We start from the raw sequence: 22,480 nt of genomic DNA, 5'->3' as shown, positions 1-22,480 counted from the left end.
TAGGGGCTGAGGCGGGAGGCTCACGTGCGGAGCCTGCGTGGGGTCACGTTACCTTGACCCCCGAGCCCCGCCCTGTCATGGCGTCGACCCTTACCAAGCCCGACATCGTTCGCGCCGTCTCCGAGCTGCCCGACGACGCCACCGTCGAGGACGCGATGGAGCGCCTGCTCTTCCTGAGCCGGGTCGCCGAAGGGCTGGATCAGACGGACCGCAACGAGACCACGCCGCACGCCGAGGTCGTCCGCGAGATGGAGGAGCGGATGGCGGGCTGGCGACGCGGCACCTGACGTGGCGGCCATCGTCTGGACGATGCGGGCTCAGGCCGATCTCCGCGAGATCGCCAACTACCACGCCGCCCGGTCTCCCGACTACTGCCGAGGCGCTGGTGCGCCGACTGCTCGGTGCGGTCGGACGGCTGGACGCGTTCCCGCGCTCCGGCCGCGCGGTCCCGGAGATCGCCGATGCCGCGATCCGCGAGGTCGTCTATCGGGAGTATCGAATCGTCTACCTCTACGACGAGGCGGACGATCACGTCGACGTGCTGAGCGTCTTCCACAGCTCCCGTCCGCTCGGCGGCTCGTAGGGCGCGTGAGCCGGTGCCCCGCCCGCCTTCAGCCCGAGGCGGGACACGTCGGTCGTGCTCAGGCCGCGCGCTTCCCCGTCGGCACCCGGTCCACGCGCTGGTCGGGCGCCAGCCACCGGCCCTCGCCGCCGTGCACCGGGTAGGCGTTCGGCGCCCCGGGCACGAGCTGGCGCGAGGCGCGCGCGGGCACCTTGCGGTAGCGCACGCCGTTCCACCAGAACAGGGCGCCCGGCGGCAAGAGCACGAACGCGACCGGCGACGGAGACGCTGGTGGGACGGCCACGCCGCACCGGGCGAGGGCTTCTTCGGCCGAGATCCCCTCCGCCAGCGCGAGGGCGACGGCGAGGGCGCGCGGCCCCTCCGCGGCGTCCGGCACACGGGCCAGCGCGCGGTCGACCGCGATGCGGATGTCGTCGGGGGTGGGGGACGGCATGCGGCCGAAACGCTCGGCCCCGGTTCCGGGCTCCAGCGGCAGGAGAAGAAGAGCAGAGGAGGGGGAGGAGAAGAGGACGCGGGGAGACGCCGACGCCGCTGGCGACCGGCCCCTCTTCTCGTCTGGTCCTCTCTTCCTCTCCTCTAGCTCAGCACGATCTGCCGGCGGAGCCGGGCTACGGGGATGTTGAGCTGCTCGCGGTACTTCGTGACGGTCCGCCGCGCAATCGGGTAGCCCTTGTCCGCCAGCAGGTCGGCCAGCTTCTGGTCGCTCCACGGCTTCGATTTGTCCTCGGCCTCGACGATCTGCTCCAGGAGCGCCTTGACCTCCTTGTTGGAGACCTCCTCGCCGTCGTCGCCCATGATGCCCTCGGAGAAGAAGTGCTTGAGCTCGTAGACGCCGTACTCGGTCTGCACGTACTTCCCGTTGACCACGCGCGAGACGGTCGAGATGTCCATCTTGATGATCTCGGCGATGTCCTTCAGGATCATCGGCTTGAGGTGGCCCTCGCCGTGCTCGAAAAAGTCCCGTTGGATCTGGACGATCGCCTCCATCACCTTGAGGAGCGTGTTGCGGCGCTGCTGGATCGACGAGATGAACCACCGCGCGCTCTCCAAGCGCGTCTTGAGAAAGTCCTTGGTCTCCTTGGCCCCCGAGTCGCCCTTGGTGTCGGTCGTGGACAGCTTGTTCCACATGTCCCGGTAGTGCCGGTTGACGCGGAGCTCGGGCGCGTTGCGGCCGTTGAGCAGGATCCGGAAGTCCTCGTCGTCGCGCTCGACAGTAAAGTCGGGCGTGATGTAGTTGGTCTGGACCGCGAAGTCGCCCTCGCCGGGCTTGGGGTCGAGGCTGCGGACCAGGTCGTAGGCCTCTTTGAGGTCGTAGTCGTCGAAGCCCAGCTTGCGCTTGATGGCGTCGAAGTGCTTCATCGTGAACGGCTTGTAGCAGTCCCGGAGCATGTCGATGGCGTTCTCGCGGCCGTCGACCTCGTTGCCCATCATGTCGAGCTGGACGAGCAGGCACTCGCGGAGGTCGCGCGCGGCGATGCCGACGGGGTCGAGCCGCTGGATCCGCGACAGGACCTTCTCGACGTCGTCCTCGGTCAAGACCACGCCGTAGTTGAACATCACGTCGTCCAGGATCGACTCGATGGGGCGGCGGAGGTAGCCGTCCTCGTCGATGGACCCGATGATCTGGTCGGCGACGAGCTCCTCGGTCTCGTCGAGGTCGAGCAGGCCGACCTGGTCGCGGAGCGACTCCGCGAGTGACGACATCGCGGGCATGGGCGCCTCGCGGTCGTCCTCCTCGGCCGAGTGGTCGACCTGCGCCTTGTAGCCGTAGAGGTCGTCGGGCGCGTTCAAGAACTCGTCCCAGTCGAACTCGTCGTCGGAGGTGTCGTCCTTGTCGACCTTGTCGGGGTCCTCGTTCGTGGTCTCGGTGCGGTCGTCGGTCGCGTCGACCTGGAGCTCGTCTTCCTCCTCGCCCTCCTCCAACAGCGGGTTCTGCTCCATCTCGGCCTTGATCCGCTGCTCCAGCGCGAGCGTCGGCAGCTGCAGCAGCTTGATGTACTGGATCTGCTGCGGCGACAGCTTCTGCTGGAGGGACTGCTTTTGTTGGAGGTTGAGCATGGGACCGGGGAGGCCGACGGGGTATCGGAAGGGCGGTGCGTCGGTTAAAGAGAGGGGTCGGGCGTCGGGAGGTCGGTCTGGGGGCCGATGCCGACGTCGCGGCGGCGCTGGCTCAGCGTCTCGCGGAACTGAACGAACCAGTCGGCGCCGTACTTGCGGGTGAGCGGCCGTTCCAGGAAGTCGGCGACCTGGACGCCGGTCCGCTTGCCGTGGGGGATGGCCGGCGCGCACAGGTCGATCCGCTCGTAGTTGAGCACGTCGACCTGGTCCTCGCCGACGCCGTACGTCTCGGCGCGGATGGGGTAGAGGTGGCACGAGACGGGCTTTTCCCAGCCGGTCTTGCCCTCCCAGAACGCCTGCTGGATGGCGCACTTGGCGACGGCCGGGCCCGCCCCGCCGCCGTCGTAGACCACGAACACGCACTCGCGCCCGCGAACGGTCGTCGTGTGGAAGCCCGTGCGCTCGGTGCCGACCCAGGCGCCCTGCCGGGCGATCTCAGCCTTCGCCTCCGGCCGCAAGCGGTCGTGGACGATCGCAAGCGCGTCGTCGACGGCGTCGCGCTCGTCGGCGTCGAGCGGCGCGCCCTGGTCGCCGTGGACGCAGCAGGCGCCGAAGCAGGAGCCGAGGTGGCACGCGAAGGGCGCGTCCAGGACGGCGTCGGAGACGAGAACGTGGTCGACTGCAAACATGACGCCAACGTAGGGTCTGGCACGGGCGGCGGTCAACGGGAATTGCCGGGTCCTGCCGATCTCACGGCGCTCGCCAGGGGCCCGAGACGGTCGGAGGGTGTCCCGTAGTAGCGAGCGACCGCGAGGACACCCACACCCCGCTGTGCGGAGATCGCGGAGCGTCAGCGACGCCAGCCCCGTGAATGGGGCGGGGACGGCGCACCGCCGTCCGGTCGGATTCGTCCCCGCCCCACACGCGACGCGGCCGGCCCCCGGAGGAGCCGGCCGCGTTGGAAACCAGACGACGTGCCGTCCAGGGGTGGAGCCCGGTTACCAAGAGGGGTGCGCCCGCGCCGGCCTCGGGCCATCGAGGCGGGCGGGGGGCCGTGAGGCGGATTGCGTCCCGGCCGTCACTCTATTGGCGCAGGACCCCGGCGAAACCGGTCACGGCGCGCGGAGAAAAAGGGCCGGCCCCCCGGTCGGGCGAGTCGTTCCGGGGCATCGGTAGCTTGCGCGGAGCGCCCCCCCGCCATGCCTTCGCCCGCCGACATCACCCGCCTGCTCAACCGCGTCGACCTCGGCGACCGGGACGTGGTCGACCAGCTCGTGGAGGTGGTCTACCCGGACCTGGAGGAGATTGCGCACCGGCACCTCCTGGGCGAGCGCGCCGACCACACGCTCGACACGAACGCGCTCGTCCACGAGGCCTACCTCCGCCTCGCCCGCCAGGAGGGCACGCCGTGGGAGAACCGCGCCCACTTTTTCGGGGTCGCCGCGGTCACCATGCGCCACATCCTGATCAGCTACGCCCGGGCGCGGTCGGCCGACAAGCGCGGCGGCGGGGCCGGCGCGGTCACCCTGATCGACGACGGCGTCGCTCGGGAGACGCGGCCCGACGAACTCCTCGCCCTCGACGAGGCGCTCGACCGGCTCGCGGCGGCCGCCGAGCGGCCCGCGCGCGTCGTCGAGATGTGGTTTTTCGGGGGCCTCACCCAGCCTGAGATCGCCGAGGCCCTCGGCGTGTCCGAGGCCACGGTCCGCCGCGACTGGCGGATGGCGCGGGCGTGGCTGACCGTCGCCTTGGGCGAGGACCTCTGACCGGGCCCCGGCGCGCGGGCTCAAGCGCTCGGGCGGGGGAGGCGGGCCGGGACCCACATGACAAGCCCACGCGCCGAACGCCTTTCCCACCACGCCCCCTCGACCCCATGCCCCCCGTCCCCTGGACTCGGATCGAGACCCTGTTCGAGGAGGCGTTGCGCCACGCGCCTGACGCGCGCCTGGCGTGGCTCCGCGAGCAGTGCGGCGCCGACGCCGCCCTCTTCGACCGCGTCGCGGCGCTGCTCGACGCCGACGCCGCCCCGGCCCCGGTGCTCGGGGGGCGGGCCCTGGCGGCGCTCTACGGCGAGGACGCGCTCGCCGGGCAGCGCGTCGGCCCGTGGCGGGTGGCCGAGCACCTCGGCGTCGGCGGGATGGGCACCGTCTACCGCGCCGAGCGCGCCGACGGGTTCGAGCAGACCGTCGCGCTGAAGCTCATCAAGCGCGGGATGGACACCGACGCCGTGCTCCGCCGCTTCCAGGCCGAGCGCCGCATCCTGGCACGGCTCGAGCACCCCGGCATCGCCCGGCTGGTCGACGGCGGCGTGGGGGCGGGCGGGCGCCCGTACCTCGCGATGGAGTACGTCGAGGGCGAGCCGATCACGGACTACTGTGACCGCCGCCAGCTCGGCGTCGAGGCCCGGCTCCGGCTCGTGGCCGACGCCTGCGAGGCCGTCGCCTACGCCCACCAGCGCCTGGTCGTCCACCGCGACCTCAAGCCCAGCAACCTCCTGGTGGCCGACACCCCAGACGGGCCCCGGGTGAAGCTCCTCGACTTCGGGATCGCGAAGGTGCTCGAAGCGGAGGCCGCCGACGACCTCACGCGCACGGGCCAGCGCCCCTTTACGCCGTCGTACGCCGCGCCGGAGCAGCTCCGGGGCGGCGCCATCACGACGGCCACCGACGTGTACGGGCTCGGGGCCGTCCTCTACCGGCTGCTCGCCGGCACGCGGCCGACGCCCGCCGAGGGCCGCTCGCCGGCCCAGGTCGAGATCGCCGTACTCACGGAGGAGCCCACGCTCCCGAGCCGCGTCGTCCGGGGGCAGGCCGCCATCGCCCAGGCCCGCGGGACGACGCCCGAGGCGCTCGCGCGGGCGGTGGCGGGCGACCTCGACGGCATCGTGCTCCGCGCCCTCCGCAAGGACCCCGCCGAGCGCTACGCCGACGCCCGCGCCCTGCTCGACGACCTCCGCCGGTACCGCGAGGGCCTGCCCGTCGCCGCGCGCCCGCCGTCGCGGGCGTACCGCGCGCGCAAGTTCGTCGGCCGCCACCGCGCGGCGCTCACGGCGGCCGGGGCCGGCGTCCTCGCCGTCGCGCTGGTGACGGCGCTCGCGTTCGCCCGCGTCGGCGCCGAGCGCGACCTCGCCCGCGCCGAGGCCGCCAAGGCCGCCGAGGTCTCGGGCTTCCTCGCCGACCTCTTCGCCGACACCGACCCCGCCGAGACGCCCGGCGCCGAGGCCTTCGTCCGCGACCTCCTCGCTCGGGGCACCGCCCGCATCGACGCCGACCTCGCCGACGAGCCGGCCCTGCACGCCCAGATGCTCGCCGTCGTGGGCCGGGTGTACCGCCGCCGCGGGCTCTACGCCGCCGCCGACTCCGCGCTCGCTCGAGCGCTCGCGTTGCGGCACGAGCTCGTCGGCGACGGCCACCCGGACGTCGCCGCGGTGCTCAACGAGATCGGCCTGCTCCGCGAGGACGAGGGCGCGTATGCCGAGGCCGAGCACGTGCTGGTCCGCGCCCTCGCCATCCACCGCGCCCACCCCGACGGCGACCCGCTGCTGCTCGCCAACACGCTCCACAACCTCGCCTTCGCCAACCTCCGCTTGGGCCGCTACGCGGAGGGCGAGGCCCAGATCCGCCAGGCCCTCGACCTCAAGGAGGCCGCCTACGGCGAGCCGCACCCGGACCTCGCCTACAGCCTCAACATCCTGGGCGACCTCCTGACCTTCCGCGAACGCTACGCCGAGGCCGAGGCCGTTCACCTCCGTGCCCTCGCCATGCGCCGCGCCTTGCTGGGACCCGACCACCTCGACGTGTCGTCGACGCTCCACAACCTCGCCGCGACCTATCGCGACCAGGAGCGCTGGGCCGACGCCGAGCCGCTTTACCGCGACGCCCTCCGAATCTCGGAGGCCCACTACGGCCCGGACCACGGCGACCCCGCGAACACCCGGAGCCAGCTCGCGCTAGTGATCGGGATGCAGGGGCGGGATGCCGAAGCGGAGGCGCTGCACCGCCAGGCCGTGGCCGCCGGCCGCCGGGCGTTCGGCTCGTCCCACCCCATCCTCGCGAGCATCTTCAGCCGCCGGGGCGCGATGCTCGACACGAGGGGCCGGCCCGGCGACGCCCTGCCGCTTTTTCGGGAGGCGGCCGCGATGACCCGGGCCCGCCTCGGGCCCGATCACCCGGATGCGATTCGGGGCGCCCTCCGTGTCGCCGTAACAGAGGCCCACCTTGGGCGGGATGCCGACGCCGAGCGCGGGCTCGAGCGGGTCAATGCCGCGTGCGCGGCCGCCGAGGAAGGACCCGAGAGCTGCCACCAGGCCGTCGCCGACGCCCGTGCGCTCGTCGCCGAGGCCCGACCCGAGATCTGAGGCGTGGCCTCCGCGCCCGTCGTGTACCGGAACAGACCCCGCCGAGCGGACCGCCACCGTGCTCTGGCCGCTGGATTCCGGCGCGCGCGGGCGAGAGGGCGGTTCGCGAGGGGGAGGCTGAACGCACGAGCCCATCCCCAGGCCCCTCGGAGACCAGCGACCGGCCGGGTCTGCAGGCGTCGCTCCCACCACAGTTGCAACGCCGACGCCGACCCGGCCGGGCCGGTCGAGGGGAGGGTCCCCACTTGCAAGAGCGCAGGGCTCGCGCGAAACCGGTCATCGCCTCGTGGAAAATGTGCCGCTCCGCGCGACGGCCCGCCTCGGCGCCTTAGCGGGCGGCCTTGGGGAAGGGGCCGCGCGTCCCAGTGAGGACTCGGGAGACGGCCCCGGACGCGCTCCGCACGCGGACCACGTACACGCCGGGCGCTACCGGGCCGTCGGGCAGCACGACGACCTCTCGGCCCAGCGCGTCCGCGACGGAGACGCGGTGTACAGACCGTTCACGACGAGGACCGCCCCATCGGTCAGCTACTCGAGATTGAAGGGCCCTGGGAGCCCGGTCGCGAAGTCGGTCCGTGGGCCGTATGGCTGGGCGGCTGCCGGGCTCGCGGAGAAGGCCGCCAGCAAGAGCAGGGCGAAGAGGGTGCGCATCGGGAGGGGGGACGAACGTAGGAGAGGCGCCGTACAGAACCGGACATGGGTCGGCCTGGACGGACACGGTTTTCGTGAACCCACCCGGCGTTAGCTCGGCGGAGGGGAGGGCCGTCCTGTCACGGCTCGGTAGGCTCGGCGGAAGGCCGAGACGTCGCGGTAGCCGACGGCTCGGGCGACCTCGCGGGCCGTCCCGCCGGGCGCGGCCAGGAGCTGGGTGGCCCGCTCCATCCGGAGCCGCCGGAGCAGGGCGCCGGGGCTCTCGCCGGTCTCGGCCACGAGCTGCCGCCGGACGTGGCGGCTCGTCAGGCCGAGCGCCTCGGCGAGCCGCTCGACCCCGAACGTGGGGTCGGCGAGGTGCGCGCTGCAAAGAGCAAACACGCGGGTGGAGAACAGAGGCGTCATCAGGGACCGGGAGGGAAGCCCCAACGTCTCGCTGTTCGGTGTGGCGAGTGGGGTCCGGAGCCGGGCCATACCGGCCATCGCGGCCGGCCAAACCGGACGCTTGGACGACGTAAGCGCCTTGGGGCAGTGGCTTGGCGGAAGGGTGCGAGTGCTAGGGCCTCCCGATCTCGGGGGCGGTGGGCCCCTCTCCAGGAGCGCCGCCTGGACCAAGGGCTGGAGGGGAGACCGCGAATCGAGCCGGACCCCCAAACGGACCGCGGCGGCCCCCGAAGGGACCGCCGCGGTCAGAGGAGAGACGGAGTCAGAGGCGTGCCTCCTCCACCGCTAGCGGACGACGGTGAACCGGCCGACGCCGAGCTCGGCCCCCGCCGCCACGCGGACGACGTAGACGCCGGCCGGGAGGTCGGAGCCCTCGAGGGCGACCTCATGCCAGCCGGCCGCCAGATGCCCACGCGACCCGATCACCTCGCGGCCGCGGACGTCGTAGACCACGATGGCCACGGGCCCATCGGTCGGGACGCCGAAGCGGACGGTGGCCCGTCCGCGCGTCGGGTTCGGGAACGTCCCGCCGAGCGTGAGCGCGGCCGGCGCCGGCTCGGCCGTCATGGAGGCGGCCGACGTCGCCAGGGCGACCTCGGGCGTAGCGTCCGGCGCCGACGGCGCGTCTGCGGTCTCCGCCCGCGCCCCCGTCGCCGCGATCGCTTGGGCCGGCGCCGCCGAGAGCGCCGTCACGAACAAGGCCGAGGCCCCGTCGTCGACGTCGACCTTGCCGCCGACCACGACGCCGACGAATTGGGCGCCGCGCCGGAGCCGCACCTGGGCCCGCGGGGCGACCACCTGGGCGGCCACCTCGGCGTCCTCGCCGATCTCGACCTTCCCGCCCGCCACGCGGAGCGAGAGGTACCGGGCGTCGGCGGCGCCGAACGGGGTCGGCAGCAGCGCCGCACCGCGCCCGAACTCGGCCTTGTCCTCGACGTCGAGGACGACGGCGCCGGTGGCAACGGAGGCGGCGATGCGGCCGCCGTCCTCCACCTTGATCTCCTTGAACGTGTACCGGCCGGCCGAGAGGGTGAGCACGGCCCGCTTGCCGACGCGGAGCGCACCGTAGCTACCCGGCGCAAGCGTTTGGGCGCCGCCGTCGGCGAGCCGGACGTCGGGGCCGGAGGCGCGGACCGACACGGACGGCATCGCCACGCGAGCGACCGCGCGCTCGGTGACGGGCCCGGTCACAACGGCCTCCCGCTTGAGGTCGACGCGGCGGGCCGTCACGGCCCCCTCGACGCGCTGCTGGTCGTGGACCTTGAGGTCGTCCGACGAGGTCAGGTCGCCGACGTGGAGGCTCGGGCCCCCGTCGCCGCCCCGGAGCCCCTTTTTGAGCTCGAGCTTGTCGTTCGAATGGACGGCCCCCTCGGTCCGGACCTGCCCGTCGATGGTGACCTGGCGGTCGCCCAAGAACAGGTAGGCCGAGGCGACGGCGGCCACGTCGTCGACGACGAGGACGGCCCGCGAGGCCGAGCCCGCGTTGCCTGCGGCGTCGGTGGCCGTGTAGGTCACCGTGTACGCGCCGGGCACCGTCGTATCGACGGCGCCGGTGACGACCACGGCGGCCGCGGGGTCGGCGGCGTCGGCGACGGTCACGCCGGGGTCGGCGAAGGCGCCCGAGAACCGGACGGCCGTCGGAGCCGGCGCGCCAACGAGGGTCACGACCGGGGCCGTGGTGTCGACCACGCGGACGGTCCGCGTCAGGGAGGCCGCGTTGCCGGAGGCGTCAGTCGCCGTGTAGGTGACGGTGTAGACGCCGGGCGTCGCGGTGTCGACCGCCCCGGCAATGGTGAGCGTCGCGTCCTCATCGCAGGCGTCCTCGACGGTCGCGCCGAGTTCGTCGTAGGTGTCGAGAGCCGCCTCGAGCGTGAGCTCGGCGTCGCCGAGGAGGGCGACGACCGGGGCCGTCGTGTCGACGAGCGTGACGGTCCGTTCGACAGGCGCCGACGTGTTGCCGGAGGCGTCCGTCGCCGTGTACGTCACGGTATACGTGCCTGGCGCGTGGTCGACCAGCCCGTCCACGGAGATCGTCGGGGCGGCGTCGCCGTTGTCGGTCGCCGTCGCCCCGGGGTCATCGAAGGCGACCGGGCACTCGAGCGTGATCGCGCCGTCGCCGGCGAGGACGAGGACGGGCGCCGTCGTGTCGGTGATGGTCACCGCCACGTCGACCTGATCGACGAGGCCGCCGGTCGGGGCGTGGTGGCCGCCGCCCGAGCCGACGGGCACGCCGCCGCTCGTGAGCTCCTCGGCCCGGTGGCGGATCGTGTGGGTCCCGACGGGGAGCGCGATCGTGACCTCGGCGCCGTGGTCGAGGTGCTCCTCGGTCCCGTCGGCGAGGACGCGGATCCAGTGGAGCTTGAGGTCGTCGCCGTCGGGGTCGGTCGAGCCGCTCGTGAGCGTGACCGGCGTGCCGGCGGGGGCGGTCGCCTCAATCGTCTGGTCGGGCCCGCCGTCGGCGACGGGCGGCCGGTTCGACGGCGTGATGGCGAGGGCGAACGAGAACGGCCCGATCTGGGCGCCGGCCCCGTCGGTGACGGTCACCTCGACGGCGTCAGGCGTGGCGCCGTGGGCGTGGCCGGCGGCGTAGGCCAGGCGGCCCGCGTCGATGTCGGCCTGGGTGAACGTGCTGGCGACGCCGAGCGCCGAGCCGTCGAGTTGGAGGGTGCCTTCGGTCGGGGCCGCCGTCACCGTGAAGGTGAGGTCGGCCGGGCCGTGGTCGTCGTCCCGCGCGGCGAGGAGGGCCGATGAGATTGCGGCCGTCGTCTGCTCGGTGAGCGTCAGGCCCGCGTTCGTCACGACGGTCGGGATCGCGTTGACGACGACGACGACCCGCTGCGTGGAGCGCTCGCCCGCGAGGTCGTCCGCGACGAACTCCAGCACCGTCGGGCCCGAGTCGGCGAGCGTCGGCGTCCACGAGAACGTGGTCGCGACGGGGTTGCCGAAGGCCGACGGAAGGGCCGTGCCCAGCGTCGCGCCGGCCGGGATCGTCGCCTGGAGCAGGCGCACCTGGTCCGTGGGGTCCGCGTCGCGGATCTCGATGGGGAACGAGACGCGCTGGCCCGGCTCCACGTCGATGCGCGCGTTGTCGGCCGGCGTGGCGCCGACGAACTCAGGCGCCTGGCTGACGCGGATGGTCACCGAGGTCGAGGTCTGGACGCCCGCACGGTCCTGGGCCGTGAACTGGAGCACGGACGTGCCGAGGTGGGCCGCGGTCGGCGTCCACGCGAACCGAGACTCGGCCGTCGCCCCGCCTGTCGAAACGACGCTCAGCGAGGCCGTGCCGGGCACGCCCGAGGCGCTGATCGCGACGGCGTCGCCCGCGTCGGGGTCGGTGGCCCGGACCGAGAACGCCAACGGCTGCCCGGGGCGGACCTGGATGGTCCCCCCGTTGAGCGGGGTGACGGTGAAGTCGAACTGGGGCGCCACATTCGAGGTCTTGGCGATGACCCGGATGATGAAGTCCACCATCGTGCTGGCGATGATGGCGCCCGAGGCGTCGACCTCCTCGACGACGATGCCGGCGCCGTAGCGGGTCCGCGACAGCCCGACCGTGTTGACGGTGACCACGCCGGTCGCCGGGTCCACGGAGAGGCCGGCGAGCGGCGTGGCGCCGTTGCCGAGGTCGGCCGCGGTGGCCGGCCGGAAGCGGATCGTGCCGCGCCCGTCGGGGTCGGAGACGGGGACCGTGAACTGGGCGGCTGGGGTGTTCTCCTCCAGGTTCACGACCGGCTGGAGCGACACGATCGGCGAGTCGTTCCCGACGGTCACGATGGCCCGGACGTTCCAGTCCCCCCTGCCGTTGCCCAGCGCGATCCGGCAGCAGTCGCTGTACGAGACGGCGTACGGCCCGACCCCGGCGTAGGTGTGCTGAAAAACGGCCTCGATGACGTAGTAGTCGTTGGCGGGGTCGCGGAAGGTCTCCGTGTAGGGCGCGTTCTTGAACGTCCCGTCGCCCATGTTGAAGGGGATCGAGCTGCCGGGGCTGATCCCGCTGATCGCGTACGAGAGGACGGCCTTGAACTCGACCGTGTTGCCGCTGACGTGGCGGTACGAGATCGTGCCGGACCGGAAGTGGGAGGCCTCGGCCGGCATCGCGGCCAAGCTTCCCAGAAGGAGGGCCGCGAGGAGCGGCCAGAAACGTAGAGAACGTGTCATCGAAAGGGGCCCGCAATCGCGGGCGAAAAGGGTGTGAGCCGGGGACCCCCCGGGGCGAGCGCCGCAACGTTAGGCAGCCCCAACCGGCAGAACCGGACATGGCGCTCTGCCAAACCGGACGCCGGGGGTGCCATACCGGACGCATCCGCCCGCACGACCTCAAATGTGGGTCTTCGGTCTAGTCCTCGCGGGTGCCACGGACGGCCGACAGCGCCCGGCGGAGGCCGCCACTGTCGGCATAGCCCACGGCCCCCGCGGCCTCCGTCAGCGAGAGGCCGTCGGCGAGGAGCCCCTCGGCCGCCTCCACGCGTGCCCGGCGGATCCGAGTGACCGGCGTGTCGGAGGTGACGGCCCGGAGCTTCCGCCGGAGCTGGCGGGGCGAGAGGGCGACCTCCCGGGCGAGGGCCTCGGCGCCGAACTGCGGGTCCCCGATGCCCGCCGCGATGGCGCCGTCGACCTCGCGGAGGAACCGGCGGTCGGCGACCGAGAGGCCGGGGGCTTGGAGCTCGCCGGGGGCGGAGTCCCCGCCGGCCGATCGCTGGCGGGCCGGGGTGCCGGTCGCGCCGGTGCCGGCCGGGTTGGCGGCGGGCCCGGCCCCCGCGCGCAGGCGGCGGCGCTCGGCGATGAGGCCAGCGGCCTGGGCTCGGAGCACGTCGGCGTCGAACGGCTTGGCGAGGTACCCGTCGGCGCCGGCCTCGAACCCGGCGACGGCGCCCGGCGCGTCGGCGCGGGCCGTGAGCAGCAGGACTGGGACGTGGCTCGTCCGGCGGTCGGCCTTGAGCGCGCGCGTGAGCGCGAACCCGTCGAGGCCGGGCATCATCACGTCGCTGACGACGAGGTCCGGGAGGAGGTCGAGCGCGAGGGCCAGCGCGGCGTCGCCGTCGGCGGCCTGGACCACGCGGACGGGCTCGCCGAGGTCGCGCTCGAGGTGGCCGGCGACGTAGGCCCGGAGGTCGTCGTGGTCCTCGGCGACCAAGACCAGCAGGGCGTCGTCGTCGGGGACCGGCGCGCGCGCCGTGTGCCCATCGGCATCGGTCGCGAGCGTGGGGTCGGGCAGCGGGAGGACGAGGGTGAAGGTGGCGCCGGCGCCCGGCGCGCTCGCCACCTCGACACGGCCGCCGTGGCGCTCCGTCCACTCGCGCGCCAGCGCGAGCCCCAGCCCCGTCCCCACCCCGGCCCGCTCGTCGGCGCGGTAGAACCGCTCGAACAAGTGGGGGAGGGCGTCGGACGCGATGCCGTCGCCGGTGTCGGCCACCGAGATCCGGGCCTCGCCCTCGCCACCGCGCAGCCGGACCTCGACGCGCCCGCCGGCCGGCGTGTGCCGGAGGGCGTTGGCGACCACGTTGCCGAGGGCCCGCTCGACGGTCGCGGCGTCCACCACGGCCAGGAGCGGGGCCCCGGCGTCGACCGCCAACGTGACGTCCGACCGCTCGGCGAGGGCATGGAACCGCTGGGCCGACGCCTCCACCAGGGCTGCGAGCTCGGTCGGGGCTGGCTGGAACGGGGTCTGCCCGGCGTCGAGGCGGGCCGCGTCGAGCAGGTCGTCGACCAGGCGGCGCAGGCGGGAGGCGTTCGCGAAGGCCAGGTCGGCGGCGCGGCGGACGTCCGGGGGGAGCGGGCCGTGGCGCTCGCGCAGGAGGTCGTCGAGCGGCCCGACGGTGAGCGTGAGCGGGGTCCGGAGCTCGTGGCCGGCCGTCTGGAAAAAGCGGGCCTGCGCCTCCCGCGCCTCGCGGACGACGGCGTTCGTCTGGGCGAGGTCGGCGTTCGCGGAGGCGAGCGCGTCGGCCTGGCGCCCGATCTCGGCGTTCGCGCGGCGGACCGTCCGGAGGTGGCCGACCCCGAACGCGGTGCCCAGCCCGCCGATGGCGAGGAGGGCGAGGAGGCCGGTCCACAGCCGCCGCCGACGGCGGTCGGCGTCGGTACGCTCGTCGGCGAACGTGGCCTCGGCCTGCAAGCGCCCGACCTCGCGGGCCTGCTCGGTGCTCCGGAGGCTGTCGGACAGCGCGGCCGACTGACGAAACGCCGCGAGCGCGCCGGCGGGGTCTCCGGCGTCCTCGAGGGCGTCGGCGCGCTCGGCGTACGCGTCGCGGGCGGGGCCGGCCAACGCGGCCCCATCAGCCACGGATGTCGCGCGGGCGGCGTACGCGGCGGCTTGGTCAGGGCGGCCCCCGAGACGGGCCTCCCGGGCGAGCAGCGTCAGCGCGAGCGCGTGGACGCCAGGGTCGGACGGGGCGGCGAGCACGGAGTCGGCGGCAGGGCGAAGTGCGCGTCGGGCCGCCTCGCTCCAGCCGTCGCCGGCCCGGGCTGCCGCCTCCAAGACGCGGAACTCGAACCGGTAGCGGGCGAAGTCGGAGGTCGCCAGCACGTCGTAGCCGGCCTGATAAGCGGCGATGGCCTCGGTGGTCCGGCCCGCCTCTCGCAAGACGTCGCCGAGCAGTTGGTAGTAGCCTGAGGCGTACCCAGCGTGTCCCTGCGCGGTCTCGGCGGCAGCCAGCTGCCGAAGCGTGGCCGCCGCCACGTCGACCCGCCCGAGAGCCGCGTCGACGCGGGCCCGGCCGGCGCGGGCGTCGGTGCCCCAGTCGGTCTCGGCGTCGGCGGCCACGGCCGCCGTCTCCGCATCGTCGTAGTGGCCGAGCGCGCCGACGAGGTCGCCAGCAGCCAGGGCCATGTCACCGAGCGAGAGCGACGAGAGCCCGACGCTCTTGGCGTCGCCGAGTGTGCGGGCCTCGCGCACGATCTGGCGGTGGAGCGCGGCGGCCTCGGCGGCCTGCCCCGCAAAGGTGTGCTGGTTCGCGAGCATGTTGAGCGAGACCAGCACGGCCCGGCGCCCGGCGGCGCCCGGGATCGCCTCGTGGACGGCCACGGCCCGGCGCCCGAGGGCCAGGCCGCGGTCCCGATCCCGATCGCCGACCACCATGCCCTGCCACGCCCGCGCGACGCCCTCGGTGCGCCGGTCGCCCGCGCGACGGGCCGTCGCCGCGGCCTGAGAAAAGAGCCGGTCCGTGCCGACCTCGCCCTGGTGGTAGCGGGCGTAGGCCACGGCGTGCAGGCTCTGCCCGACGCCCGTGGGGGACCCCGCCTGGCGGGCGAGCGCCAAGGCCTCCTCCGCGAGTGCGCGGCCGCGGTCGGGAGAGGGCGCGTCGAGCGCCGCGCGCGTCAACTGCGTCACGCGGGCGGGCACGTCCGCCGGCGCTGCCGGCTGGGCTAGGGCGCCGGCCGCCAGCAGCGCCGCGACCCCGACGATCCATCGACTCGGCACGTGTCTTCTCGGTGGTGGGAGCGCTAAATACCCCCGTTCCGCAGCGACTTCGGGGATCGCCCGGTCGCTCTTCGGATAGGATGTCGACAGGGTGGTGGGTGAGGCCGGTAGGAATCAACGGGTTGGCGCTCGCGGCGCCGCACGGCAGAAACCCCCGCCGGTGGACGACAGCCCTGGCACCGCCTCCGGTCACTGACGCGCCCTGTCATACCCAGCCTCTACCTTGCGGCAAACACCTGCATTCCGATGGACTCCGCCCCCCGCGACGCCTCAGCGCCGACCTCCACGCCCGACGCCGACCTCGAGAAGGCGCTCCGCCCCCGCGCGCTCGACGACTTTATCGGCCAGCCCAAGATCAAGGACAACCTCCGCGTCTTCGTGACGGCTGCCCTCCAGCGCGGCGAGGCGCTCGACCACGTCATCCTGTCCGGTCCGCCCGGCCTGGGCAAGACCACGCTGGCGTACATCATCGCCGAGGAGATGGGGTCGGAGGTCAAGAGCACGTCGGGCCCGGCGCTCGACAAGCCGGCCAACATCGCCGGGCTGCTGACGAACCTCAACGAGGGCGACGTCCTCTTTATCGACGAGATCCATCGGCTCTCGCCGGTCGTCGAGGAGTACCTGTACTCGGCGATGGAGGACTACGCGATCGACATCCTGATCGACTCGGGCCCGAGCGCGCGGTCGGTCCGGATCGCGCTCCCGCCGTTCACGCTCATCGGCGCGACGACGCGGAAGGGCCTGCTCACAGCGCCGCTCCGCGCCCGGTTCGGCGTCGACTTCCGCTACGACTACTACGACGTCGACACCCTTCACCGGATCGTGCACCGGAGCGCGAACCTGATGAACGTCGAGATCGACGACGACGGCGCGTACGAGATCGCGCGGCGCTCGCGGGGGACGCCGCGCATCGCCAACAAGCTGCTCCGTCGCACGCGCGACTTTGCCGAGGTCGAGACCGAGGCGGGCCCGGGCGACGGCAAGGTCTCCCGAGCGGTCGCCGACCACGCCCTCAACGCGCTCGACGTGGACGAGGCCGGGCTCGACGAGATGGACGCCCGCATCTTGACGGCGCTCATGGAGAAGTTCGACGGCGGGCCGGTCGGCATCTCGACGATCGCGGTCGCCGTCGGCGAGGACGCCGGGACCGTCGAGGAGGTCTACGAGCCGTACCTCATCCAGGAGGGGTTCATGGCGCGGACGCCGCGCGGCCGGGTCGCCACGCGCCGGGCCTACGACCACTTCGACATCGTCCCGCCGCTCAAGCAGTCCGACATCTTCGACGAGCTGATCGGGTAGGCCGTGGGGCGGGGGGCGTGGCCGCCCCTACGTTCCACGCTCCCCAACCCACGCCCCGATGATCGTCCGATTCTGGCACGGCTGGACCGCGCCCGCCGACGCCGACGCGTACCAGGCCTTCCTCGCGCGCGAGATCGCCGACGGCTTCTTGACCGACCCCGCGCCCGGCTTCCGGGGCATCGAGGTGTTGCGCCGCGTTCAGGGCGACGAGGTGGCCTTCGTGACCGTCATGCGGTTCGCCGACTGGGCCGCCGTCCGGGCGTTCGCGGGCGACGACCCCGAGCGGGCCGTCGTGCCGACGGCCGCCCGCGAGCTGCTGGCGCGGTTCGACGCGCGGGCGACCCACTACGAGGTCGCCGAGCACCACCCCTGACCGCCGGGTCTCGGCGCCGAGACCCGGTGGGACCGGGGGGCGTGTAGGACAGGGCGCTGCAGCCGGTCAGACGACCCCTGAACTGGAGGCCGGGTCGGATCTGCGGGGTGTTGGGAGGAGAACGCAGACAGATCCCTTCTCCCTCCTTTTGATGACCTTGCTCCTCCTCCGCCGGTTCGCCGCGGTCGCCCTCGCGGCGCTCGTGCTGGCCGGCCCGCTCCACGCGCAGACGTCGTTCGACGTCACCGTGGCCACGAAGACCTCCGCCCACCCGAACGCGGGCCAGGGCCATCCCTCCGCCTACCTCATCGACGGCGCTGAGGTGCCGGACCTGACGCTCGAACGCGGGCAGACGTACACGTTCGTGATGAACAACGTCTCGAGCGTCCACCCCTTCTATCTCTCCACGAGCGCGACGGGCGCCGGGGCCGGCGTCTTCTCGGACGGCGTGACGGGCAACTTTGCCACGGGCACCTCCACGCTGACGTTCACCGTGCCCACGGGCGCGCCGGACGTGCTGTACTACCAGTGCGGCAACCACAGCCTGATGGGCCTCTCGATGCAGATCGTGGACGCGGGCAGCGGCGGGACGACGACCTACACGGCCGCGCTCTCGGGCAGCAACGAGGCGCCGCCGGCGAACGTGACGCTCGCCAGCGGCGAGATCTCGGCCGTTCTCGACGGCTCGGCGCTGACGGTCACCGGCGGGTTCGATGGCTTCGCGTCGGACTACACCGTCTCGCACATCCACCGCGGCTACGCCGGGCAGGCCGGGGGCGTCGAAGTCGCCCTCGACCCGACGCTCGACGCGGACCAGCGCGGCGGCACGTTCGAGGCCGGCCGCAACACGTTCACGCTCACGGCCCACCAGATGGAGGCGCTCGACCGGCGCCAGCTCTACGTCAACGTGCACTCGGAGGCGTTCCCCGCGGGCCAGATCCGCGCGCAGCTCGTGCCGTCCGTCGCGACGGCCTACCGCGCCAACCTTTCCGGCGGCAACGAAGTCCCGGTGACCGTCTCGAACGCGACCGGCGCGGTCGTCGCAGACGTCAACGGGACCACGCTGACCGTCTCGGGCACCTTCGCCGGGCTCGGGAGCGACTTCAACAGCGCCGTCGGGGCGCACCTCCACGTGGGCTACGCCGGGCAGAACGGCGGCGTCATCCTCCCCCTCGTCCCGACGCTCACCGCCGACAACCGGGGCGGCACGTTCCTCCCGGCCGACAACACGTTCACGCTGACCGACGAGCAGGCGACGGCGCTTGCCGAGCGGCGGGTCTACGTCAACGTCCACTCCGCCGAGATCGCCTCGGGCGAGATCCGCGGGCAGCTTGTCGCGGCGGGCTCAACCACCTTCCGGGCGACACTCTCGGGCAGCGCCGAGGTGCCGGCCGTCCCGTCGCTGGCGGGCGGCGCGGTGATCGTCGAGGTGCTCGGCGACCAGCTGATCGCGTCGGGCAGCTTCGCCGGCGTCGACGACTTTAACGAGCCCGTCGGGGCGCACCTCCACACGGCGCTGGCGGGCCAGAACGGCGGCGTCGTCGTCGCCCTATCGCCGACGCTGGACGGCACCGACGACGGGGTCTTCGCCGCCGGCGACAACACGACCACGGTCTCGGGCGACTTTGCGGCGGCGCTCGCCGCGCGCGGGGTATACGTCAACGTCCACTCCGAGGCCGTCCCGTCGGGCGAGATCCGGGGGCAGGTCCTCAACGCCGCCTCGGTGCCGTTCACTGTCGTCCTGGGCGGATCGAACGAGGTGCCGGCGAACGGGAGCGCCGCTGGCGGTGGGCTCGCGCTGGAACTGGTCGGCAACCGCTTTACGGCGTCCGGCAGCTTTGCCGGGCTGGAGAGCGCGTACAACGCGGCGGTCGGCTCGCACCTCCACATCGGGCTGGCCGGTCAGAACGGCGGCGTCACGCGCCCGCTCGCGGCGGCCGTCGACGGCGACGAGCGCGGGGGCCGCTTCGAGGCCTCGGCCAACACGTTTGAGCTGACAGCCGACCAGATCGCGGCGCTCCAGCAGCGGCGCATCTACGTCAACGTCCACTCGACGGCGATCCCGTCGGGCGAGGTGCGCGGCCAGGCCCTCCCGGCGTCGTCGGCGCAGCTCCGGGCCGTCCTCTCGGGGCGCGCCGAGGTGCCGGCCAACGGCTCGCAGGCGCGCGGCGGCGCCGTCGTCGAGATCGCGGGCGGCACGGCCATCCTGAGCGGCGCCTTTTCCGGCATCGCCGGCTTCAACGAGGCCGTCGGGGGCGGTGCGCACCTCCACGAGGCGCGCATCGGCGCGAACGGCGACATCGCGTTCTCGCTGACGACGGCCGTCGGCGGCGACGACGCGAGCGGCACCTTCGAGGCGGCCGCCAACCGGTTCACGATCACGCCCGAGGACGCGCAGGAGTTCGTCGACGGCGGCTACTACGTCAACATCCACTCCGACGCGATCGCCAGCGGCGAGCTCCGGGGGCAGGCCGTGCCCGTCGCGGTCCGTCCGCTGGAGGCGTGGCTGGTCGGCGCCAACGAGGTGCCGGCTGTCGACACCGACGCCACGGGCGGCGTGCTCGCCCTGCTCGACGGGTCCACGCTGACCGTGTCGGGCGCCTTCGCCGGGCTCGCGAGCGACTTCAACAGCGCCGTCGGGGCGCACCTCCACCTCGGGCCCGTCGCCCAGAACGGCGGCGTGGTGTTCCCACTCGTCGTCGCGCTGGAGGCCGACAACCGGGCGGGGGCGTTCCCCTCGGCCGACAACGTGTTCGAGCTGACCGACGAGCAACGTGCAGCCTTCCTGGCCGGCGGCTACTACGTCAACGTCCACTCGGTCGACACGCCGAGCGGGGAGATCCGCGGCCAGGTGCTCGTCAGCACCGACCTCGCGCCGGTCGCTCCGGCAATCACGTCGCCCGCCGACGGCGCGTCCGTCGACCTCTCCGGCGACGGCGAGGCCCCCTTCGTGGTGACGTGGACGGGCGGCGACCCCAACGCCAACACGGTCGCGTACCGCTGGCAGGTAGCGCTCGACCAGGCCTTCACGACGGTCGTCTTCGACGCCGCCGCGGGCACCACGCCGACGTTTGAGGCGACCGTCGCCAACATCAACGCCTTGCTCGCCGACAACGGCGTCGCCGACGGCGAGATGATCACCGTCTACCACCGGGCGATCGCCAGCGACGGCAGCTTCACGACGGCCGGCACGGCCGCCGCCGTGACGCTGACCCGGGGCGCCAGCGTCGAGCGCGACGGCGACGCGACGGCGCTGGCGCTGGCCGTCGAGGCCGCGCCGAACCCGACGCGCGGGGCGGTCCGCTTGCTCCTCGACCTCCCCGAGACCGGCGACGTGACCGTCGAGGTGTTCGACATGCTCGGCCGCCGGGTGCTCTCGCAGCCCGTGGGGGCGATGACGGCGGGGGCCCGCCAGGCCGTTGCGCTCGACGCGGGCGCGTTCGGCGCCGGCACCTACCTCGTCCGCATCCGGACGGCCGACGGTGTGACCTCGGCCCGGTTCACGGTCCTCCGCTAGCGACTTCGCTCGCGGTCCGATGCGCGGCCCGGCTCCTACGAGGGGCCGGGCCGCGTCCGGTTTGGGGGCGGCGCCTCAGCCCTCGTCCTCGGCGTCGCCAGCGGCGCTCGCGGTCTCTGGGCGCAGGAGGGGGAAGAGGAGCACGTCGCGGATGGAGGGCTGGTCGGTCATCAGCATCACGAGCCGGTCCAGGCCGACGCCCAGGCCCGCCGCGGGCGGCATGCCGTACTCGAGGGCGCGCAAAAAGTCCTCGTCGATCGTGTGGACAGCCTCGTCGTCGCCGGCCGCCGCCAGCCCGGCCTGGTCCTCGAAGCGGGCGCGCTGGTCGAGCGGGTCGTTGAGCTCGGAGAAGGCGTTGCACAGCTCCTTGCCGCCGACGATCAGCTCGAACCGCTCCACCAGTCCCGGCTTCGAGCGGTGGCGCTTCGCCAGCGGCGACAGCTCGACGGGGTAGTCGGTGATAAACGTCGGCTGGAGCAGGCCGGGCTCGACGGCCTCGCCGAAGATCTCGTCGATGAGCTTGCCCGCGCCCATGCTGGCGTCGACGTCGACGCCGACCTCGCGCGCGACGGCCGCGATCTCGTCCCGACCCGCGACCGCGCCGTCGCGGTAGAGCTGGTGGCCCGTCGCCTCGGCGATGGCGTCGAACATGGGCACGCGGCGGAAAGGGGCCGACATGTCGAGCGTGTGCGCCGCGTCGCCGATCGTGCGCGGCACGTCGGTCGAGCCGTGGACGGCGACGGCGATCGCCTCCAGCATCCGCTCCACGAGCCCCATCATCCAGTCGTAGTCGCGGAAGGCGACGTACAGCTCGAGCATGGTGAACTCGGGGTTGTGGAACCGCGAGAGCCCCTCGTTCCGGAAGTCCTTGGCGATCTCGTAGACGCCCTCGAACCCGCCGACGAGCAGGCGCTTGAGGTACAGCTCGTCCGCGATCCGCAGGAAGAGCGGCATGTCGAGCGCGTTGTGGTGCGTCGTGAACGGGCGCGCGGCGGCGCCGCCGTAGAGCGGCTGCAGCGCCGGCGTCTCGACCTCGACGTAGCCCTGGTCGTCCAAGAAGCCCTGGATGGTGCGGACGATGCGGTGCCGCGTCCGAAACACGTCGCGGACCTCGGGGTGGAGCGCGAGGTCGGCGTAGCGCTGGCGGTAGCGGAATTCGGGGTCGGTGACCTCGTTGAACGTCGTCGTCTCGCCGGTCTCGGCGTCGGTCACCGTCTTCTCAACGGGGAGCGGCTTGAGCGACTTCGAGAGCAGCACGAGCCGCTCGGCGCGGACGCTGACCTCGCCCTTCTGCGTCCGGAACACCTCGCCCTCGACGCCGACCCAGTCGCCGGGGTCGAGCAGCTTCTTGAACACGGCGTTGTAGAACCCCCGGCCTTCGGCGGCGCCCGTGAGCGCGGCGTCCTGCGCCGCCAGGTCGTCGCGGCGGACGTGGATCTGGACGCGCCCGCTCTCGTCGGCGAGGTGGAAAAAGGCCACCTTACCGAGCACACGCGCGGTCTGCATCCGACCGGCGAGCGTCACGCGGATGGGCGTCGTCCCCTCGGCCTCGGGGTCGTGCTGGGCGTCGTCATAGCCGCCGACCACGTCCGCAGCGTGGTGCGTGGTCGTCCACGCGTCGGCGGGGAACGGCTCGACGCCCGCGTCGCGCAGGGCGTCGAGGTGGTCGCGGCGGATCTGCTCTTGCTCAGTGAGGGCCATCGGTCGGGTCGGGGCGGGGCGGGGCGGGCAGTCTACGCGCCGCCGCCCGTGCCGCCGCCCGAGGGGGCCATTCTGCGCCG

At 73.4% G+C, this 22,480-nt stretch carries 15 protein-coding genes; 7 read left to right on the top strand and 8 right to left on the bottom strand.

Annotated features, from left to right (window positions below; genetic code table 11):
* The first annotated feature begins 77 nt into the window (after positions 1–77).
* Together ACLIRP_RS14435 and ACLIRP_RS14430 are read left to right on the top strand one after the other, a co-directional pair.
* The gene (locus ACLIRP_RS14435; protein WP_412063735.1) at positions 78–287 is read left to right on the top strand and encodes a hypothetical protein; all 210 of its coding nucleotides are present in this window, start codon (positions 78–80) and stop codon (positions 285–287) included.
* The gene (locus tag ACLIRP_RS14430) at positions 269–583 is read left to right on the top strand and encodes a type II toxin-antitoxin system RelE/ParE family toxin (RefSeq protein WP_412063720.1); all 315 of its coding nucleotides are present in this window, start codon (positions 269–271) and stop codon (positions 581–583) included. Before ACLIRP_RS14435 ends, ACLIRP_RS14430 begins: the two co-directional genes overlap by 19 nt.
* A gap of 58 nt (positions 584–641) precedes the next feature.
* Here the strand turns inward: ACLIRP_RS14430 and ACLIRP_RS14425 are convergent, their stop codons facing one another.
* The 3 genes from ACLIRP_RS14425 to ACLIRP_RS14415 form a co-directional block, all read right to left on the bottom strand.
* Entirely contained in the window at positions 642–1,016 is a 375-nt protein-coding gene (locus ACLIRP_RS14425; RefSeq protein ID WP_412061163.1) for a hypothetical protein, read from the bottom strand.
* Positions 1,017–1,159: 143 nt separating this feature from the next.
* Positions 1,160–2,641 carry an RNA polymerase factor sigma-54 gene (gene rpoN / locus ACLIRP_RS14420; RefSeq protein WP_412061162.1) on the bottom strand — a complete coding sequence of 494 codons (1,482 nt, stop codon included), beginning with the start codon at positions 2,639–2,641 and terminating at the stop codon, positions 1,160–1,162.
* A 44-nt stretch (positions 2,642–2,685) separates the two neighbouring features.
* Positions 2,686–3,330: a DUF3109 family protein gene (locus tag ACLIRP_RS14415; RefSeq protein WP_412061161.1), complete on the bottom strand. Its 645-nt coding sequence runs from the start codon at positions 3,328–3,330 to the stop codon at positions 2,686–2,688.
* A 510-nt stretch (positions 3,331–3,840) separates the two neighbouring features.
* Here ACLIRP_RS14415 and ACLIRP_RS14410 point away from each other — a divergent pair.
* Both ACLIRP_RS14410 and ACLIRP_RS14405 read left to right on the top strand, forming a co-directional pair.
* Positions 3,841–4,407, top strand: a complete 567-nt coding sequence (locus ACLIRP_RS14410; protein ID WP_412061160.1) for an ECF-type sigma factor — start codon at positions 3,841–3,843, stop codon at positions 4,405–4,407.
* A gap of 107 nt (positions 4,408–4,514) precedes the next feature.
* Entirely contained in the window at positions 4,515–6,998 is a 2,484-nt protein-coding gene (locus tag ACLIRP_RS14405) for a tetratricopeptide repeat protein (RefSeq protein WP_412061159.1), read from the top strand.
* Positions 6,999–7,526: 528 nt separating this feature from the next.
* Here ACLIRP_RS14405 and ACLIRP_RS14400 read toward each other — a convergent pair.
* The 4 genes from ACLIRP_RS14400 to ACLIRP_RS14385 all read right to left on the bottom strand — a co-directional run bounded on the left by ACLIRP_RS14400 (position 7,527) and on the right by ACLIRP_RS14385 (position 15,510).
* Positions 7,527–7,649, bottom strand: a complete 123-nt coding sequence (locus ACLIRP_RS14400; RefSeq protein ID WP_412061158.1) for a hypothetical protein — start codon at positions 7,647–7,649, stop codon at positions 7,527–7,529.
* 90 nt (positions 7,650–7,739) lie between these two features.
* The gene (locus ACLIRP_RS14395) at positions 7,740–8,054 is read right to left on the bottom strand and encodes a helix-turn-helix transcriptional regulator (RefSeq protein WP_412061157.1); all 315 of its coding nucleotides are present in this window, start codon (positions 8,052–8,054) and stop codon (positions 7,740–7,742) included.
* A 324-nt stretch (positions 8,055–8,378) separates the two neighbouring features.
* A complete protein-coding gene (locus ACLIRP_RS14390; protein ID WP_412063719.1) occupies positions 8,379–12,188 on the bottom strand; it encodes an immunoglobulin-like domain-containing protein in 3,810 nt (1,269 codons plus the stop codon).
* 241 nt (positions 12,189–12,429) lie between these two features.
* Entirely contained in the window at positions 12,430–15,510 is a 3,081-nt protein-coding gene (locus tag ACLIRP_RS14385) for an ATP-binding protein (protein WP_412061156.1), read from the bottom strand.
* A 246-nt stretch (positions 15,511–15,756) separates the two neighbouring features.
* Between ACLIRP_RS14385 and ruvB the strand changes: the two genes are divergently transcribed.
* The 3 genes from ruvB to ACLIRP_RS14370 all read left to right on the top strand — a co-directional run bounded on the left by ruvB (position 15,757) and on the right by ACLIRP_RS14370 (position 20,699).
* A complete protein-coding gene (gene ruvB / locus ACLIRP_RS14380) occupies positions 15,757–16,809 on the top strand; it encodes a Holliday junction branch migration DNA helicase RuvB (RefSeq protein WP_412061155.1) in 1,053 nt (350 codons plus the stop codon).
* A gap of 58 nt (positions 16,810–16,867) precedes the next feature.
* The gene (locus tag ACLIRP_RS14375; RefSeq protein ID WP_412061154.1) at positions 16,868–17,182 is read left to right on the top strand and encodes an antibiotic biosynthesis monooxygenase; all 315 of its coding nucleotides are present in this window, start codon (positions 16,868–16,870) and stop codon (positions 17,180–17,182) included.
* 151 nt (positions 17,183–17,333) lie between these two features.
* Complete coding sequence (locus tag ACLIRP_RS14370; protein WP_412061153.1) at positions 17,334–20,699, top strand: CHRD domain-containing protein; 3,366 nt, start codon at positions 17,334–17,336, stop codon at positions 20,697–20,699.
* Positions 20,700–20,774: 75 nt separating this feature from the next.
* Here the strand turns inward: ACLIRP_RS14370 and lysS are convergent, their stop codons facing one another.
* The gene (gene lysS, locus ACLIRP_RS14365) at positions 20,775–22,400 is read right to left on the bottom strand and encodes a lysine--tRNA ligase (RefSeq protein WP_412061152.1); all 1,626 of its coding nucleotides are present in this window, start codon (positions 22,398–22,400) and stop codon (positions 20,775–20,777) included.
* Between the last annotated feature and the right edge of the window lie 80 nt (positions 22,401–22,480).

Origin of the sequence: Rubrivirga halophila (assembly GCF_046845755.1) — a bacterium.
Classification (GTDB): Bacteria; Bacteroidota; Rhodothermia; order Rhodothermales; family Rubricoccaceae; genus Rubrivirga.
Note: the sequence above shows the minus strand (reverse complement) of the source record. Positions and strands in the feature narration are given on the sequence as shown.

Coding starts and splice junctions, on each gene's coding strand:
- ACLIRP_RS14435 (WP_412063735.1), top strand. CDS start 78: ATGGCGTCGACCCTTACCAAGCCCGACATCGTTCGCGCCGTCTCCGAG.
- ACLIRP_RS14400 (WP_412061158.1), bottom strand. CDS start 7,649: ATGCGCACCCTCTTCGCCCTGCTCTTGCTGGCGGCCTTCTCCGCGAGC.
- ACLIRP_RS14405 (WP_412061159.1), top strand. CDS start 4,515: ATGCCCCCCGTCCCCTGGACTCGGATCGAGACCCTGTTCGAGGAGGCG.
- ACLIRP_RS14390 (WP_412063719.1), bottom strand. CDS start 12,188: ATGCCGGCCGAGGCCTCCCACTTCCGGTCCGGCACGATCTCGTACCGC.
- ACLIRP_RS14410 (WP_412061160.1), top strand. CDS start 3,841: ATGCCTTCGCCCGCCGACATCACCCGCCTGCTCAACCGCGTCGACCTC.
- ruvB (WP_412061155.1), top strand. CDS start 15,757: ATGGACTCCGCCCCCCGCGACGCCTCAGCGCCGACCTCCACGCCCGAC.
- lysS (WP_412061152.1), bottom strand. CDS start 22,400: ATGGCCCTCACTGAGCAAGAGCAGATCCGCCGCGACCACCTCGACGCC.
- ACLIRP_RS14395 (WP_412061157.1), bottom strand. CDS start 8,054: ATGACGCCTCTGTTCTCCACCCGCGTGTTTGCTCTTTGCAGCGCGCAC.
- ACLIRP_RS14415 (WP_412061161.1), bottom strand. CDS start 3,330: ATGTTTGCAGTCGACCACGTTCTCGTCTCCGACGCCGTCCTGGACGCG.
- ACLIRP_RS14375 (WP_412061154.1), top strand. CDS start 16,868: ATGATCGTCCGATTCTGGCACGGCTGGACCGCGCCCGCCGACGCCGAC.
- rpoN (WP_412061162.1), bottom strand. CDS start 2,641: ATGCTCAACCTCCAACAAAAGCAGTCCCTCCAGCAGAAGCTGTCGCCG.
- ACLIRP_RS14425 (WP_412061163.1), bottom strand. CDS start 1,016: ATGCCGTCCCCCACCCCCGACGACATCCGCATCGCGGTCGACCGCGCG.
- ACLIRP_RS14370 (WP_412061153.1), top strand. CDS start 17,334: ATGACCTTGCTCCTCCTCCGCCGGTTCGCCGCGGTCGCCCTCGCGGCG.